Raw genomic sequence first — 16092 nt, 5'->3', positions numbered from 1 at the left:
CCGCTATCGCTAATAATGTAGGCCAAGTGAAAATCACTTACCCACGGCAGCGCCTGCTGCCCATGCAGTAGTTGTTCAATCATCAGTGTTCAATACATAAAAGTTGAGTCGATAATCTATGCCATTTACCTTAGGTCAACGCTGGATCAGCGATACGGAAAGCGAATTAGGATTAGGAACCGTTGTGGCGATCGATGCCCGCATGGTGACATTGCTTTTCCCTGCGACCGGCGAAAACCGCCTTTACTCACGTAATGACTCCCCAATTACCCGCGTCATGTTTAATCCGGGTGACACTATCACCAGCCACGATGGCTGGCAGTTAAAGATAGATGAAGTCAAAGAGGAAAATGGTCTGCTGACGTATATCGGCACCCGATTGGATACTGAAGAAGCTAACGTTGTGATGCGCGAAGTATTGCTCGATAGCAAACTGACCTTCAGCAAACCTCAAGACCGCCTGTTTGCCGGGCAAATCGACCGTATGGATCGCTTTGCGCTGCGTTTCCGTGCGCGTAAATATCAAAGCGAACAGTTCCGTCTGCCGTGGAGCGGCCTGCGCGGTATGCGCGCCAGCCTGATCCCGCATCAGTTGCACATCGCTTATGAAGTGGGTCAGCGCCACGCGCCTCGCGTTTTGCTCGCCGATGAAGTGGGCTTGGGTAAAACCATTGAAGCAGGGATGATCATCCATCAGCAACTGCTGGCGGGTCGCGCTGAGCGTATCCTGATAGTGGTTCCAGAAACCTTGCAACATCAGTGGCTGGTGGAAATGCTGCGTCGCTTCAATCTGCGTTTCTCGCTGTTTGACGATGCCCGCTACGCTGAAGCCATGCAGGATGCGACCAACCCGTTCGAAACCGAACAGATGGTAATTTGCTCGCTGGACTTTGTGCGCCGCAACCGCCAGCGCTTAGAACAAATGGCAGATGCCGCATGGGATCTGTTAGTGGTCGACGAAGCACACCATTTGGCATGGAGCGAAAATGCCCCAAGCCGCGAATACCAAGTGATCGAGCAACTGGCCGAGCATATTCCTGGCGTGCTGCTGTTAACCGCCACCCCAGAGCAATTAGGCCAAGAGAGCCACTTCGCTCGTCTGCGCCTGCTCGATCCAAACCGTTTCCATGACTATCAAGAGTTTGTCAGCGAGCAGCAGAAATATCGTCCGGTCGCTGACGCGGTGACGCTGTTGCTCAACGATGGTCATCTGACCAACGAAGAGCTCAATATGCTGAGCGAAATGATCGCCGAGCAAGATATTGAGCCATTACTGAAAGCGGCTAACGCTGGCGGCACCGGCAGCGTTGACGCCCGTAACGAGCTGGTCAAAATGCTGATGGATCGCCACGGCACCAGCCGCGTGCTGTTCCGTAACACCCGTCAGGGCGTGAAAGGCTTCCCTCAGCGCGAACTGCATCAGATTACGTTGCCATTGCCGTCGCAGTATCAAACCGCCATTAAAGTGTCCGGCATTATGGGCAGCAAAAAAACGGTTGAAGCGCGCGCCAACGATATGCTGTATCCAGAGCGTATCTATCAAGAATTCGAAGGCGAAAATGCCACGTGGTGGAACTTCGATCCACGCGTGGAATGGCTGATGAATTTCTTAACGTCGCATCGCGATGAGAAAGTGCTGGTGATTTGCGCTCAGGCGGCGTCCGCGGTCAATCTGGAACAGGTACTGCGCGAGCGCGAAGCGATTCGCGGTGCGGTATTCCACGAAGGCATGACCATTATTGAACGCGACCGTGCGGCGGCCTATTTTGCTTCGCAGGAAGATGGCGCGCAGGTATTGCTGTGTTCCGAAATCGGTTCTGAAGGACGTAACTTCCAGTTCGCTCACCATCTGGTTATGTTCGATCTGCCGTTCAACCCTGATCTGCTGGAACAGCGTATTGGCCGTCTGGATCGTATTGGCCAGAACCACGACATCAAGATTTTCGTTCCTTGCCTAGAAAACACCGCGCAGTCGGTCTTGGTTCGCTGGTATCACGAAGGTTTGGATGCCTTTGAGCATACTTGCCCAACCGGACGCACCATCTATGACAGCAGCTATCAAACGCTGTTGGGCTATTTGGCTGCACCGTCTCAGTTGGAAGGCTTTGATGATTTCATCAAAGAGTGCCGTGCTCAGCACGATGCCCTGAAAGCCCAACTGGAACAGGGCCGCGACCGCCTGTTAGAAATGCATTCTAACGGCGGCCAAGCAGCGCAAGAGCTAGCTGAAGCCATTGCCGATCAGGATAACGACGTTGGCTTGGTTAACTTTGCGCTGAATCTGTTTGATATCGTAGGCATCAATCAGGACGATCAGAGCGACAACATGATCATCCTGACGCCGTCAGAACACATGCTGGTGCCAGATTTCCCTGGTCTGCCGCAGGATGGCTGTACCGTCACCTTCGACCGTGAACAGGCGCTGTCACGCGAAGATGCACAGTTTATTAGCTGGGAACATCCGATTATTCGCAACGGCTTGGATCTGATCCTGTCTGGCGATACCGGTAGCTGCGCAGTTTCTTTGTTGAAAAACAAGGCATTGCCGGTTGGCACGCTGCTGTTAGAAGCCATTTACGTGGTAGAGGCTCAGGCACCGAAACACCTGCAACTGACCCGTTTCTTGCCGCCAACGCCGGTACGTATGCTGTTGGATGCGAAAGGCACCAACTTAGCCGCTCAGGTTGAGTTTGAGAGCTTTAACCGCCAGTTGAACTCCATCAACCGCCACACCTCAAGCAAGCTGGTGAACGCCGTTCAGCCGAACGTTCACGCTATGCTGCAAGCGGGCGAGGCGCTGATTGGCGAGCAGGCAACCGCGCTCATCAACGAAGCAAAACGTGAAGCTGATGAAAAGCTCAGCGCCGAACTGGCACGCTTGGAATCCTTGAAAGCCGTTAACCCGAACATTCGCGACGACGAGCTGGAAACGCTGGAATTCAACCGCCGTCAGGTGTTAGAGAACTTGGATCAAGCGGGCTGGCGTTTGGATGCGATTCGCCTCATCGTGGTGTCTCATCAATAATGACGACTCCCGTGCTCCATAATACCCTGATCAATCCGGTCGCCGGCGGCGTAGATCCTGCGCTGTCGGGGGGAACGCCGCCGCTGGGGGAGTACCATCCCCCACGCGAGCCTTGGCTGCATGTTTTATATCAGGATGAGCATATCATCGTGGTTAACAAGCCAAGTGGATTACTGTCTGTTCCGGGGCGTGCTGAAGAGCACCGAGACAGCGTGATGACCCGCGTTCAGGCTGATTTCCCCATAGCGGAATCGGTGCATCGGTTAGATATGGCGACCAGCGGCGTTATCGTCGTTGCGTTGACGAAAGCCGCCGAACGCGAGCTTAAGCGTCAGTTCCGCGAACGCGAGCCGAAGAAAAGCTATATCGCCCGAATTTGGGGTCATATGGAGCATGATGAAGGCCTGATTGATTTGCCTTTGATCTGCGATTGGCCAAATCGACCTAAGCAGAAAGTCTGCTTTGAGCACGGAAAATCGGCGCAAACCGGTTATCTGGTGCTGAGCCGCGATGCCGATGGTTCCACGCGAGTGAAACTCACACCCATCACCGGTCGTTCACATCAGCTACGCGTACACATGTTGGCACTGGGTCATCCTATTCTCGGCGATAAGTTTTACGCACATCCCGAGGCCAAAGCGATGGCTCCGCGCCTTCAGTTGCACGCTCAAGAGCTACGGATCACCCATCCTGAGTTTGGCACCGCGATGCATTTTAGCTGCGAGCCTGATTTCTAACACCTTTCCCAATAAGGTGGCTCTGTGAGCCACCTCCTATAACCATTACCTTCTTAAGGTTATAGTCCCCTGCGATCGTTTAGTTTTCCTACGGCACACCGTGGCCGTAGGTTTTCTGTCTAAACCCTAAATAATCGTTCGCCCGGGTCCGGGGAAGGAATAGCCATGTCACTCATCAATGAATTACCCGCCATTTTCGATAGTTTTTCCGACGCACGCCGTCAGGGATTTCTCACCGTTTTAGAACTTAAAGAACAAAACATTCCGCTGGTGGGTACCTACTGCACCTTTATGCCGCAAGAAATTGCCTTGGCCGCAGGTGCGGTGGTGGTTTCACTTTGCTCAACCAGCGATGAAACCATTGAAGAAGCAGAGAAAGATCTGCCGCGCAACCTCTGCCCGCTCATCAAGAGCAGCTACGGTTTTGGCAAAACGGATAAATGTCCCTATTTCTATTTTTCAGATCTGGTTGTGGGAGAAACCACCTGCGACGGAAAGAAAAAAATGTATGAGTACATGGCTGAGTTCAAACCGGTACATGTCATGCAACTGCCTAATAGCGCCAGCGATGACGCTTCACGTGCGCTATGGCGAGCTGAGATTTTGCGGTTGCAGGTTGCGCTCGAACAGCAGTTTGGCCGTAAAATTAGCGAGCACGATCTACGTGCAGCTATTGCGCTAAAAAACCAAGAGCGTGAAGCCTTGTCCTCTTTTTATTGTTTGGGCCAGCTAAACCCTCCCGCCCTATCTGGAGTGGAAATCCTTAAGGTCGTGTACGGCGCCACCTTCAAATTCGATAAAAATGCGCTGATCGACGAACTCAATGCCTTAACGACAAAAGTGCGGCAGGAATACCAGCAAGGCAAACGCCTTGAGCCACGCCCTCGCATTTTGATTACCGGCTGTCCAATCGGCGGCGCGGCGGAAAAAGTGGTTCGTGCCATTGAAGAAAACGGTGGTTGGGTGGTGGGTTATGAAAACTGCACCGGTGCGAAAGCCACTGAGATGCAGGTTAGCGAAGAAGGCGACGTGTACGACGCATTAACCGATAAATATCTGGCAATTGGCTGCTCCTGCATTTCCCCCAATACCCAGCGCCTGAATCTGCTTAGCCAGATGATTGACGAGTATCAGGCCGACGGCGTTATCGACGTTATTCTTCAGGCCTGCCATACCTATGCGGTGGAGTCTCTCGCCATTAAACGGCATGTGCGCCAGCAGCATGATATCCCTTACATGGCGATCGAAACAGACTATTCCAACTCAGATATTGGTCAACTAAATACTCGCGTGAGTGCGTTTATCGAAATGATGTAAGGAGCAGCGCGTGAGTTTAAGTATTGGCATAGATTCTGGATCTACGGCGACCAAAGGGATCTTAATGAGCCACGCTAACGGCGGTGAGATCCTGCGTCGTTTTCTCGGGCCCACGTCGTTTCGCCCGCAGGACACCATCGATGAGGCATGGTCACAGCTGAGTGCAGACCTGAGTGAGCGTCCCATGCTCACGCTCACCGGCTACGGACGCGCCTCGGTGGACTACGCCGATAAGCAGGTGACAGAAATTACCTGCCATGGCATAGGCGCGCGTTTTTTGTGCCCTACCGCTCATACGGTTATCGACATTGGTGGGCAAGACAGCAAAGTGATTCATCTAGATAGAGATGGAAGCCTCACTGACTTTCTGATGAACGATAAGTGTGCCGCAGGAACCGGGCGCTTTCTCGAAGTGATATCTCACACGTTAGGCACCGAGGTCAGCTTGTTGGATAAACTGGTTGCGGGTGTAGCTCCACATCCCATTTCCAGCATGTGTACGGTATTCGCCGAGTCAGAAGTTATCAGCCTGCGCTCTGCTGGCGTAGCGCCTGAATCTATTTTATCCGGCATCGTTTATGCCATGGCACGTCGCAGCGCCAACTTTATTGGCCGACTCGGCGTGCGTCCGACGATCTTATTTACCGGCGGCGTAAGCCATTGTGACGCGTTTCGCCTTCATCTTAGTGAAGCACTGGGCACCGAGGTAAAAACGCATCCTGATGCTCAGTTTGCGGGAGCATTAGGCGCTGCGCTGGTCGGTGCCCGCCAGAAAAAGAGAGGCATGCATGGAGGATGAATACCTTTTTTTGTTCCACAGCACGCTAGGTGTGGTGCGTTTGAAAAAACGGCTTCAGGCACAAAACGTGGCGTTTAAGGTTGCAGATATTCCACGCCAGCTGAGAAGCGGCTGCGGGTTGAGTATTCGGCTATGCTGCCCCAAGCCTGAATTATCACAATGGTGGGTTGATGGGGAAACATCGGCGATTTTTCGCTGCGAGGGTGAGACGTATCACGCTGTCTCGCTAGACGCGTAAATCGACATAAAAAAGCCCGCAATAAATTATTGCGGGCTTTTTCTCGGCTAAAGGATTACTTGAACCCTTTTTCCTTCTTAATTAAATCGTAAGCAGCCTGAATTTCTTGCGCTTTCTGTTTGGCCATTTCCATCATTTCCGGCGGCAAACCTTTCGCCACCAGCTTATCTGGATGGTGCTCGCTCATCAGCTTGCGGTACGCACGCTTGATCGTCGTGGCATCGTCGTTCGGCTTAACACCTAGCACTTTGCAAGCATCCGCCAACGTCGGTCCACTTTGGCGCTGATAGCCACCGAATCCGCCTTGCTGCTGATACTCTCCTTGCTGTTGGTAGCCGCCGCCAAACTGGCGTCCGCCCTCCATCATGCTCAGGAACTGATCAAACTGAATACGCGAGAAACCAAGCTCTTCGGCGATCACATACAGCACCGCACGCTCATTCGGATGCAGAGAACCATCGGCAAATGCGGCCTGTAGCTGGATCTCCAAGAACATACGGATGAGATCGACACGCCCAAAGCAGATGCTACGCAATTCCCGCAGCTTATCACGCAGGGGAAAATCGGCCTGCTTGCCTTCGCGAAACGCCTGCTGAGCCGCCGTTCGTGCCGCACCGTGCAGCTGCATTCTTTCCATCAGCGCACTGGCAACGTGAATGTCGACTTCGGTTACACGCCCTTTCGACTTGGTTAAATGCCCCATCACCTGAAACGTCGTGCTAAAAAATAGAGACTGTCGCTGCGCCTGGTTAGAAAAGTAGCCACTACTTCTCACCTGACGCGACTTATCTATCATGTGGCCAATAAGTAGCCCTAACACGACGCCCCAAAAGCCCGTTCCTGACATTAGACCAAGAACTAATCCGATTAATTTACCCCAATACTGCATATCGTCCTCAATTCATCATGCCGAGGGACATAATTTGCTTTATCATACCTGTCATTTATTCTGACGCCTAACGACAGCAACCAAGAATGCGTCAATTTAACACTAGCGCAACGCTAAGGGGTGATATAGTCTCTGAGCGTTCGCTGCTCGACGCCTCTGATGACGGAACTTCTGAAACCGCGTATGAAAAAAAGTATTCCAACACTGGTTGCCACCTTGGTTTGGTCGGCACTCTATAGCCAGAACGCTCTGGCCGATCTTGCTGAGCAATGCTTGCTCGGCGTGCCTATGTATAACAAACCACTGGTATCCGGCAATCCAAATGATTTACCGGTGCATATTCAAGCCGATAAAAGCGACGCAAATTATCCAGATAATGCGGTGTTCAGCGGAAACGTGAACATTGAGCAGGGTAATAGTACGCTGACAGCCGATCAGGTTCAGCTCGATCAGAAGTTTCTTAAAGATAAGCCCGATCCGCTGCGCACGGTCACTGCAACCGGCAACGTTAACTATTCAGATAATCAGGTCAAACTGAAAGGCCCGAACGCGTGGTCAAATCTGAATAACAAAGACACTAATGTGTGGCAGGGTGATTATCAGTTCGTAGGCCGCCAAGGTCGAGGCACCGCGGATTTAATGAAAACCCGCGCCGAGAACCGTTACACCATTTTAGAGAATGGGACCTTTACGTCCTGTTTACCGGGCGATAATAGCTGGAGCGTTGCTGGTTCTGAAATCATTCAGGATCGGCAGGAAGAAGTGGCAGAAATTTGGAACGCGCGCTTTAAAATTGGCGGAGTTCCGGTTTTCTATAGCCCTTATCTGCAGCTCCCAATCGGTGACAAACGTCGCTCCGGCTTCTTGCTTCCCGATTTTAAATACTCCAGCAGCGATGGCGTTGAATTTAGTCTGCCATGGTATTGGAACATCGCCCCTCAGGTCGATGCCACCATTACGCCACACTACATGGAAAACCGCGGTCTGCAATTGCAGAACGAGTTCCGCTATCTGACCGTCGCGGGTACCGGTTTGATGGAGCTGGACTGGTTAGACAAAGATAAACAGTACGCTGACGATCGTCTGGATAAAAATAATATCTCTGACGCGGAAAAAGATAAAAAACGCTGGTTGTTCTACTGGCAACACAACGGCGTAATGGACAAGGTGTGGCGATTCAACGTCGACTACACCAAAGTGAGTGATCCTTACTACTTTAACGATTTGGATTCGACCCACGGCTCCAGCACCGATGGCTACGCAACGCAGAAGTTCAGCGTGGGCTACGCCGAGCAAAACTGGAACGCAAGGTTATCCACCACGCAGTTCCAGGTGTTTGCTGATGCCGGTAATACAAACGCATACCGCGCTGAGCCACAGCTAGATTTGAATTACTATAAAAACGATATCGGTCCGTTTGACCTGCATTTGTATGGTCAAGCCGTTAAATTTACCAACGAAAGTGATACTCAGCCTGAAGCCGATCGTTATCACTTCGAACCGACCCTTGATCTTCCGTGGTCAAACGGCTGGGCCAGTGTGAATACCGAAACTAAGCTGTTGGCAACGCACTACCAACAAACTCTGCCAGATAACAACAGCAACTTTAGCGATCTTAAAGACTCGGTAAACCGCGTTATGCCAGAGTTCAAAGTCGATGGTAAAGTGACGTTCGATCGGGATATGGACTGGGCGGAAGGCTACACCCAGACGCTGGAGCCACGCGCTCAGTACCTGTATATCCCTTACCGCGATCAAAGCGATATCGGCGTTTATGACTCGACGCTGTTGCAGATGGACTATACCGGTCTGTTCCGTGACCGTATCTATAGTGGTCTAGACCGTATTGCCTCAGCTAACCAGATGTCTACCGGCTTAACCACGCGTATCTATGATGATGCGTTGGTAGAACGCTTTAACGCCTCTCTGGGGCAGATCTACTACTTCGAACGCTCACGCACCGGTGATGAAACGCTGTCTACCGATAAAGATAAAGACACCGGTAGCCTTGTTTGGGCTGGTGATTCTTATTGGAAAATTACCGACCATTGGGGTATCCGTGGCGGTTTGCAGTATGACACCCGTCTAAATAGCGTCGCGCTGGGCGATGCAGTGATGGAATATCGTAAGGATGCCGAAACGATGGTTCAGTTGAACTACCGTTACGCCAGCCCTGAATATGTCACCGCGATGATCCCACGTTATGCCAATAACGATCTGTATAACCAAGGGATTAGCCAAGTGGGCGCAACGGGAAGTATCCCTGTCGCCGATCGCTGGGCGTTAGTGGCGGCGTACTACTACGATACCAACGCCAATCAAACCGCGGATTCTCTGGTTGGCCTACAGTACAACACCTGTTGTTGGTCTGTTGGTGTAAACTACGAGCGTAAAATCACCTCTTGGGATTCTACCGCCTCTCAGCCAAACAGTAAGTACGACAACAAGTTCTCGTTCACCTTCGCACTGCGTGGATTGGGCACGAATTACAGCTTGGGTACGGCAGACATGCTGCAAAAAGGTATCTTGCCTTACCAGCGTGCTTTCTAACATTTTGCGATTTTTGTGGTCTAATCACTACCTAGTTGTAGCTCGATTAGTAAAAGCAGAGTTTTGACATTAACCCGCAGCGATGCGGATTGGACAAATGGAAAAGGTATGAAGAACTGGAGAACGCTGATCCTCGGTGTGGCATTCTGTGCCAACACTGCGTTTGCAGCCCCTCAAGTCGTTGATAAAGTAGCCGCTGTGGTTGATAACGGTGTGGTGCTGGAAAGTGACGTCGATGGTCTGATGCAATCCGTAAAACTGAACGCGCGTGAAGCCGGTCAGCAACTGCCTGATGATGCCACGTTACGTCACCAGATCCTCGAGCGTCTGATCATGGATAACATCCAATTGCAGATGGCGAAAAAGATGGGCATCAATATGACCGATGCTGACGTCGATCGTGCGATTAGTAACATCGCTCAGCAAAACAACATGTCGATGGATCAGATGCGTAGCCGTTTGGCCGCTGATGGGATTAACTATAAAACCTATCGCGAGCAGATCCGCAAAGAGATGCTGATTTCTGAAGTGCGTAACAATGAAGTTCGCCGCCGCGTAACGATTCTTCCACAAGAAGTTGAAGCTTTGGCTAAACAAGTGGGATCGCAGAACGGTGCTGATACCGAGCTTAATCTCAGCCACATCCTGATTGCTCTGCCGGAAAATCCATCTCAGCAGCAGGTTGACGACGCAGAACAACAGGCTCGTCAGTTGACTGACCAACTGAACAAGGGTGCTGATTTTGGCAAGATGGCAGTAAGTTATTCCGCAGACTCTCAGGCGCTGAAAGGCGGCCAAATGGGCTGGGGAAAAATTCAGGAGCTGCCTTCACTGTTTGCGGCTGCACTGCAAACGGCTAAAAAAGGTGACATCATTGGCCCAATACGCTCCGGCGTTGGTTTCCATATCCTAAAAGTGAATGACGTTCGTGGCGGTCAGGCTAATGTGTCTGTTACCGAAGTTCACGCTCGCCATATTTTGCTGCGTCCTTCTCCGGTTATGACCGACGATCAGGCTCGTGCAAAACTGCAGGAAGTTGCCCAGCAGATTAAGAATAAGCAGATCACCTTTGATGAAGCCGCTCGTGCTATTTCTCAGGATCCAGGTTCCGCGCTGAAAGGCGGCGATCTCGGTTGGGCAGTTCCAACCATGTACGATCCTGCTTTCCGCGATGCGTTAATGAAGCTGCAAAAAGGCGAATTAAGCGCACCGGTTCACTCTTCATTTGGCTGGCATTTGATTCAACTGATGGATACGCGCCAAGTTGACCGCACCGATGATGCACAGAAAGATCGCGCATATCGCATGCTGTTCAACCGCAAGTTTGCGGAAGAAGCACAGACTTGGATGCAGGAAGAGCGTGCCAGCGCTTATGTAAAAATTATTGATGGTAGCAATGCCCAGTAATCATACACATGACACGTTTGGTGTCGTTATAACCCCCGGTGAACCTGCCGGGGTGGGGCCGGATTTGGTTATCGCTCTCGCTCAACAGGCTTGGCCTGCTGAGCTGGTAGTGTGCGCCGATCCGGCTTTGTTGCTTGAACGCGCCGCATTATTGCAACTGCCGTTGACGTTGCGAGAATATCAGCCTGATGTCCCCGCACAGCCGCAAGCAGAAAAAACGCTGACCATTTTACCCATTACGCTGCACAGCAAAGCCTTGCCTGGGCATCTTGATGTTAATAATGGCGCCTACGTGGTTGAAACGCTGGCGCGAGCGTGCGATGGCTGCCTGAGCGGTGAATTCGCGGCGCTCATCACCGGCCCCGTGCATAAAGGCATTATTAATGACGCGGGTGTGCCTTTTACCGGCCACACCGAGTTCTTCGCCGAACGTAGCCATCGCGATCGCGTGGTGATGATGCTGGCGACGGAAGAGTTGCGTGTTGCATTAGCCACCACTCATCTTCCACTACTTGATGTGCCTGCGGCGATTACGCCACAGACGCTCACTGAAGTTATCACGATCCTCCATCACGATTTACGTACCAAATTTGGTATTGATGAACCGCAAATTTACGTCTGTGGCCTAAACCCCCACGCGGGCGAAGGCGGCCATATGGGACGTGAAGAAATTGATGTGATTATTCCGACGCTTGAGTCACTGCGTCAAAAGGGTATTCACCTGATTGGGCCCCTGCCCGCTGATACACTATTCCAGCCTAAATATCTGGAGCACGCCGATGCCGTTTTGGCGATGTATCACGATCAAGGCCTGCCGGTGTTAAAATACCAAGGCTTCGGCCGCGCTGTGAATATTACTTTGGGGCTGCCGTTTATTCGCACCTCCGTCGATCACGGCACCGCGCTGGATCTGGCTGCTACTGGCATCGCTGATGTGGGTAGTTTCAGAACAGCATTAAATCTCGCTATTAAAATGATAAATAACAGTAATGAATAACAGAGTTCACCAAGGCCATCTGGCTCGTAAACGTTTTGGACAAAACTTCCTGACCGATCAGTATGTGATCGACAGCATTGTGTCCGCTATCCATCCAATGCCAGGCCAAGCCGTGGTTGAAATCGGCCCCGGCTTAGGTGCTTTAACCGAGCCTGTTGCCGACCGCATGGACAAGATGACGGTTATCGAACTCGACCGTGATTTAGCCGCACGACTAGCAACTCATCCATTTATCAGCAGCAAACTTAACATTCGTCAGCAAGATGCGATGACCGTTGATTTTGGTGAGCTGTCACGCGAACTGGGTCAACCAATACGCGTATTTGGTAATCTCCCTTACAACATTTCAACGCCGTTGATGTTCCATCTATTCACCTATACTGGAGCTATCAGCGACATGCATTTCATGTTGCAAAAAGAAGTGGTGAATCGTTTGGTTGCCGGACCGAACAGTAAAGCCTATGGTCGTTTGACCGTTATGGCGCAATACTACTGTCAGGTTATTCCTGTACTGGAAGTTCCGCCAACGGCGTTCCGTCCAGCACCAAAAGTTGACTCCGCCGTGGTTCGTTTGATCCCACATGCGACGATACCGCATCCGGTCAAAGATATCCGCGTGCTTAGCCGTATCACCACAGAAGCTTTTAATCAGCGTCGCAAAACCGTGCGCAATAGTTTGGGCCATCTGTTCACCCCAGAACAATTGACCGAGCTGGGTATCGATCCTGCTCAGCGTGCAGAGAACATCTCTGTCGAGAACTATTGCAAACTCGCCAACTGGCTGTGTGAGAAATCAGCAGAATAGTTGTGCAATATACCCTCTCTGTTTAACGGCGAGGGTATAGGTCTCGCTGACAACGTCATAACGGGAGCCATACATCATGATTGATTCACCTCGTGTGTGTATTCAGGTACAAAGTGCCTATGCTGAAACCCAGTCTCTTCCCGATGAAGAGCGTTTTGTTTTCGCGTATACCATCACCATTAGGAATCTTGGACGATTCAATGTACAGCTCCTGCGACGTTACTGGCTGATTACCAACGGTAACGGGCGTCAAACTGAAGTTCAGGGCGAAGGCGTGATTGGCGAACAACCGCTCATTCTGCCTAATAATGAGTTCCAATATACCAGCGGAGCCATTATTGAAACGCCTTGCGGCACCATGGAAGGACATTATGAAATGATCGATCATGCTGGTCAGGAGTTTCGTATCGCCATACCCGTATTTCGTTTAGCTATCCCGACACTCATTAACTGAGCAAAACTGACTCATCTATGTCTACATTATTGATTGGCGATGTCCACGGTTGCTATGAAGAGCTTCGTGCTTTATTGGCGCAGGTTGATTTTGATCCGGCTAAAGATACGCTGTGGTTAACCGGCGATCTGGTTGCTCGTGGCCCAGACTCGGTGGAGGTTCTCCGCTATGTTCAGTCGTTGGGCGATAGCGTTCGGATGGTGCTAGGTAATCACGATCTGCATCTTCTTGCCGTGTACGCAGGTATTAGCCGCAACAAGCCGAAAGATAAAATTACTCCGCTGCTCGATGCACCGGATGCAGATAGCCTGATTAACTGGCTACGTCGCCAGCCAATACTTCAAGTCGATAACAAACTTAAACTAGTTATGGCGCACGCAGGAATCAGCCCTCAATGGGATATTGAGACTGCTCAGGTTTGTGCGCGTGAAGTTGAAGCCGTGCTCAGCAGCGACAGCTATCCGCTGTTTTTAAACGCGATGTATGGCGATATGCCAAACAGCTGGGTGGATGGCCTTACCGGATTGCAACGCCTGCGCTTTTCAACCAACGCCTTAACGCGTATGCGTTACTGTTTCCCAGGCGGCGAACTGGATATGATCTGCAAAGATGCGCCGGGCGAAGCCCCTTCACCGCTGAAACCATGGTTTAATTTGCCTAGCAAAGTATTGGATGAGGGCTACTCAATCGCTTTCGGGCATTGGGCATCACTGGAAGGAAAAGGCACTCCACCGCAGGTCTACGCGCTGGATACCGGATGCTGCTGGGGTGGTGATTTAACCCTGCTTCGTTGGGAAGACAAACAGTATTTCACCCAACCTTCTCTACGACCTAAATCGATAGAAGAGTCCGCATAATTAGCGTTCAATGATTTCAAAACAAAAAAGCCCGCATTCATATGCGGGCTTTTTTTATCACGCAGTTACTTAGCGCTTATGCAAGATCTCAAAGCAGTAACCGTGAGAGTTTGCGCTGTCTGCATCATGAAACTCGCTAAACGAGGTTTCCCACTCGTCGGGTTCATAGTCTGGGAAGTAGGTATCTCCGCCAACTTCAGCGTCAACGTGCGTTAAATACATCCGTTGAGCCAGCGGCAGGAACTGAGAATAAATACTGCCACCACCGATAACCATCACCTCTTCAACATCACCGGCAGCCGCAATAGCGGCTTCGGGTGAAGACACCCAGGTCACGCGGTCATCATTGCCCGGCTGGCTGCTTAATACGATATTGTGACGCCCCGGTAGAGGACGTCCAATAGATTCAAACGTCTTACGTCCCATAATGACGGGCTTATCTAACGTATTACGCTTAAACCACGCGAGATCGGCCGGTAAATGCCACGGCATCGCGTTTTCCATACCAATAACACGATCTGCTGCAAGCGCAGCAATTAGGCTAATATACATGTTGGTCGATCCTATCAAGTAGAAAAATTGCGCACACTATAAGTAAAGGGTTAGCAGGTGTCGATAGCCAGATAGAGTCATTTACGCACACTTAAACTAACTCTCAGATAAAACAGCATTTCTACTTCGATTTTTCGCCTCTTAAACTCACACAAACTAGACGCTTGGACGTTTGCGGTATAACCACAGCCCCGGAAGAGACAGGCCAATGGAAAGCGCACCGACAATAAATGACGCTTTTAGAAAGTTGGTGACCATGGTTTCAAACAACGCATCGCTAAAGCCGAGGTGCGAAATTTTCACCACGGAAATCATCGCCGTGTAAGCATAGATCCCAGGAAACATGGGTATCACGGCGGCGACGGTAAACACTTTCGGATGAGCAAGTAGCCTGCGCGACCACTGAATCCCCAGCACACCGATCAATATCGCAGCGCCTAAGGTTGCCCATTCGATATTTATTCCAAAATGCATCATTAACATGCGTGAACCATGCCCGATGGCACCGAGTAATGCACAGTAGCGCAGCGCACGAACGGGGACATTAAATACCAGCGCAAACCCCACGGCAGGGACTGCGGCTAAAGCCATGTCCTGCAGCAATGCGAACAATAAATCGATTATATCCATCCTCTAAGCCCCCACAGCGACATTGCCAGCACCACACCAATACAGGTCGCTAGCGTCAGCAACGACGCCATTGCCCAGCGCGCCAGGCCGGTATTTACATGTCCTTTAAACATATCTGCCACAGCGTTGATGAGCGGAAAACCGGGCACCAGCAGTAAAACGCTCGCCGCCATTGCGATAGTGGATGTTTCTTTAAATGGATCATATTGGATGAGTAACCCCGACACCGAGGTGGCAACAAAAGCGGTGATACAGAAATTAATCTGTGGATGCATTTGGCGCTGGGTGAGCACCTGTCTCACATACATCGCCACGGCGCTGGCAACAAATGCCACCAGAGAGCCATCCCAGCCGCCACCGTTGAGTTTGCAGAAACAAGCGCAGGACAGTCCAACCATTAAAACCAGCAACCAGCGCGGATAACGCAGCGGCTTGATATGCTCAAAACGCCGATGCACGTCTTTGATATCCAGCAAGTGGTGCTCAGCCATAATCACAATGTGCTGAACTTCAGTCACAACGTGCATATTGATCCCGCGATCCACATTTTTGCGCGTTGACGTCATGCAGTGACCACCAATAATCGTCGTCAATACGACTGCATTTGCCGAGATTGAGCTTTCAACGCTTTCAGCACCAAGTGCAACACCTAATCGAGATGAAAGCTGTTCGACCAGCATGCTTTCAGCACCGTGCTGCAACAAAAAAAGGGCACATTGTATACAGAGTCGGGTAATTTCCCTCTGCTTATGAGAATCCACATCCATGGTTTTTCCTGATTTTTTGGTTGTTATACGTTCATTTTTCGCTTAAAAATAGTGCTTTCATATTCTTA

Annotated in this window: 15 protein-coding genes; 11 read left to right on the top strand and 4 right to left on the bottom strand. The window is 51.0% G+C overall.

What is annotated here, in order from left to right; translation table 11 throughout:
* The first annotated feature begins 118 nt into the window (after window positions 1-118).
* The 5 genes from rapA (at window position 119) to DSM2777_RS07050 (ending at window position 6116) form a co-directional block, all read left to right on the top strand.
* Window positions 119-3025 (top strand): RNA polymerase-associated protein RapA, encoded by a 2907-nt coding sequence (gene rapA, locus DSM2777_RS07070; protein ID WP_061553536.1) that lies wholly within the window; start codon window positions 119-121, stop codon window positions 3023-3025.
* An 83-nt stretch (window positions 3026-3108) separates the two neighbouring features.
* Window positions 3109-3762 carry a bifunctional tRNA pseudouridine(32) synthase/23S rRNA pseudouridine(746) synthase RluA gene (gene rluA, locus DSM2777_RS07065; protein ID WP_046359736.1) on the top strand — a complete coding sequence of 218 codons (654 nt, stop codon included), beginning with the start codon at window positions 3109-3111 and terminating at the stop codon, window positions 3760-3762.
* A 165-nt stretch (window positions 3763-3927) separates the two neighbouring features.
* Complete coding sequence (locus tag DSM2777_RS07060) at window positions 3928-5079, top strand: double-cubane-cluster-containing anaerobic reductase (protein WP_061553535.1); 1152 nt, start codon at window positions 3928-3930, stop codon at window positions 5077-5079.
* A gap of 10 nt (window positions 5080-5089) precedes the next feature.
* Complete coding sequence (locus tag DSM2777_RS07055) at window positions 5090-5878, top strand: acyl-CoA dehydratase activase (protein WP_061553534.1); 789 nt, start codon at window positions 5090-5092, stop codon at window positions 5876-5878.
* Entirely contained in the window at window positions 5868-6116 is a 249-nt protein-coding gene (locus tag DSM2777_RS07050) for a putative Se/S carrier protein (RefSeq protein WP_061553533.1), read from the top strand. The genes DSM2777_RS07055 and DSM2777_RS07050 overlap by 11 nt, the downstream gene beginning before the upstream one ends.
* A 55-nt stretch (window positions 6117-6171) precedes the next feature.
* On the opposite strand, the gene djlA is transcribed toward DSM2777_RS07050, so the two are convergent.
* Window positions 6172-7005 carry a co-chaperone DjlA gene (djlA, locus tag DSM2777_RS07045; RefSeq protein WP_061553532.1) on the bottom strand — a complete coding sequence of 278 codons (834 nt, stop codon included), beginning with the start codon at window positions 7003-7005 and terminating at the stop codon, window positions 6172-6174.
* Between the two features lie 159 nt (window positions 7006-7164).
* Between djlA and lptD the strand changes: the two genes are divergently transcribed.
* From lptD to apaH, 6 genes are all read left to right on the top strand, one after another.
* On the top strand, window positions 7165-9555 hold the full coding sequence (gene lptD, locus DSM2777_RS07040; protein WP_061553531.1) for an LPS assembly protein LptD: 2391 nt from the start codon (window positions 7165-7167) through the stop codon (window positions 9553-9555).
* A 108-nt stretch (window positions 9556-9663) separates the two neighbouring features.
* Complete coding sequence (gene surA, locus DSM2777_RS07035) at window positions 9664-10962, top strand: peptidylprolyl isomerase SurA (protein ID WP_061553530.1); 1299 nt, start codon at window positions 9664-9666, stop codon at window positions 10960-10962.
* Window positions 10952-11959, top strand: coding sequence for a 4-hydroxythreonine-4-phosphate dehydrogenase PdxA (gene pdxA / locus DSM2777_RS07030; protein ID WP_061555344.1), 1008 nt, complete (start codon window positions 10952-10954; stop codon window positions 11957-11959). Before surA ends, pdxA begins: the two co-directional genes overlap by 11 nt.
* Window positions 11952-12764 carry a 16S rRNA (adenine(1518)-N(6)/adenine(1519)-N(6))-dimethyltransferase RsmA gene (rsmA, locus tag DSM2777_RS07025; RefSeq protein ID WP_025801436.1) on the top strand — a complete coding sequence of 271 codons (813 nt, stop codon included), beginning with the start codon at window positions 11952-11954 and terminating at the stop codon, window positions 12762-12764. The genes pdxA and rsmA overlap by 8 nt, the downstream gene beginning before the upstream one ends.
* 76 nt (window positions 12765-12840) lie before the next feature.
* Window positions 12841-13218: a Co2+/Mg2+ efflux protein ApaG gene (gene apaG / locus DSM2777_RS07020; RefSeq protein WP_025801435.1), complete on the top strand. Its 378-nt coding sequence runs from the start codon at window positions 12841-12843 to the stop codon at window positions 13216-13218.
* Window positions 13219-13235: 17 nt separating this feature from the next.
* Entirely contained in the window at window positions 13236-14075 is an 840-nt protein-coding gene (gene apaH / locus DSM2777_RS07015; protein WP_046457391.1) for a bis(5'-nucleosyl)-tetraphosphatase (symmetrical) ApaH, read from the top strand.
* Window positions 14076-14144: 69 nt separating this feature from the next.
* Here the strand turns inward: apaH and folA are convergent, their stop codons facing one another.
* From folA to DSM2777_RS07000, 3 genes are all read right to left on the bottom strand, one after another.
* Window positions 14145-14627 (bottom strand): type 3 dihydrofolate reductase, encoded by a 483-nt coding sequence (gene folA / locus DSM2777_RS07010; RefSeq protein WP_046457390.1) that lies wholly within the window; start codon window positions 14625-14627, stop codon window positions 14145-14147.
* Window positions 14628-14783: 156 nt separating this feature from the next.
* Entirely contained in the window at window positions 14784-15248 is a 465-nt protein-coding gene (locus tag DSM2777_RS07005; RefSeq protein ID WP_174521869.1) for a threonine/serine exporter, read from the bottom strand.
* A complete protein-coding gene (locus DSM2777_RS07000; RefSeq protein WP_061553529.1) occupies window positions 15248-16024 on the bottom strand; it encodes a threonine/serine exporter family protein in 777 nt (258 codons plus the stop codon). Before DSM2777_RS07000 ends, DSM2777_RS07005 begins: the two co-directional genes overlap by 1 nt.
* Between the last annotated feature and the right edge of the window lie 68 nt (window positions 16025-16092).

This window comes from Obesumbacterium proteus (assembly GCF_001586165.1).
GTDB lineage: Bacteria > Pseudomonadota > Gammaproteobacteria > Enterobacterales > Enterobacteriaceae > Hafnia > Hafnia protea.
This window is presented reverse-complemented; position numbering and strand designations above follow the sequence as displayed.

Coding starts and splice junctions, on each gene's coding strand:
- rapA (WP_061553536.1), top strand. CDS start 119: ATGCCATTTACCTTAGGTCAACGCTGGATCAGCGATACGGAAAGCGAA.
- DSM2777_RS07060 (WP_061553535.1), top strand. CDS start 3,928: ATGTCACTCATCAATGAATTACCCGCCATTTTCGATAGTTTTTCCGAC.
- DSM2777_RS07050 (WP_061553533.1), top strand. CDS start 5,868: ATGGAGGATGAATACCTTTTTTTGTTCCACAGCACGCTAGGTGTGGTG.
- djlA (WP_061553532.1), bottom strand. CDS start 7,005: ATGCAGTATTGGGGTAAATTAATCGGATTAGTTCTTGGTCTAATGTCA.
- lptD (WP_061553531.1), top strand. CDS start 7,165: ATGACGGAACTTCTGAAACCGCGTATGAAAAAAAGTATTCCAACACTG.
- surA (WP_061553530.1), top strand. CDS start 9,664: ATGAAGAACTGGAGAACGCTGATCCTCGGTGTGGCATTCTGTGCCAAC.
- pdxA (WP_061555344.1), top strand. CDS start 10,952: ATGCCCAGTAATCATACACATGACACGTTTGGTGTCGTTATAACCCCC.
- rsmA (WP_025801436.1), top strand. CDS start 11,952: ATGAATAACAGAGTTCACCAAGGCCATCTGGCTCGTAAACGTTTTGGA.
- apaG (WP_025801435.1), top strand. CDS start 12,841: ATGATTGATTCACCTCGTGTGTGTATTCAGGTACAAAGTGCCTATGCT.
- apaH (WP_046457391.1), top strand. CDS start 13,236: ATGTCTACATTATTGATTGGCGATGTCCACGGTTGCTATGAAGAGCTT.
- folA (WP_046457390.1), bottom strand. CDS start 14,627: ATGTATATTAGCCTAATTGCTGCGCTTGCAGCAGATCGTGTTATTGGT.
- DSM2777_RS07000 (WP_061553529.1), bottom strand. CDS start 16,024: ATGGATGTGGATTCTCATAAGCAGAGGGAAATTACCCGACTCTGTATA.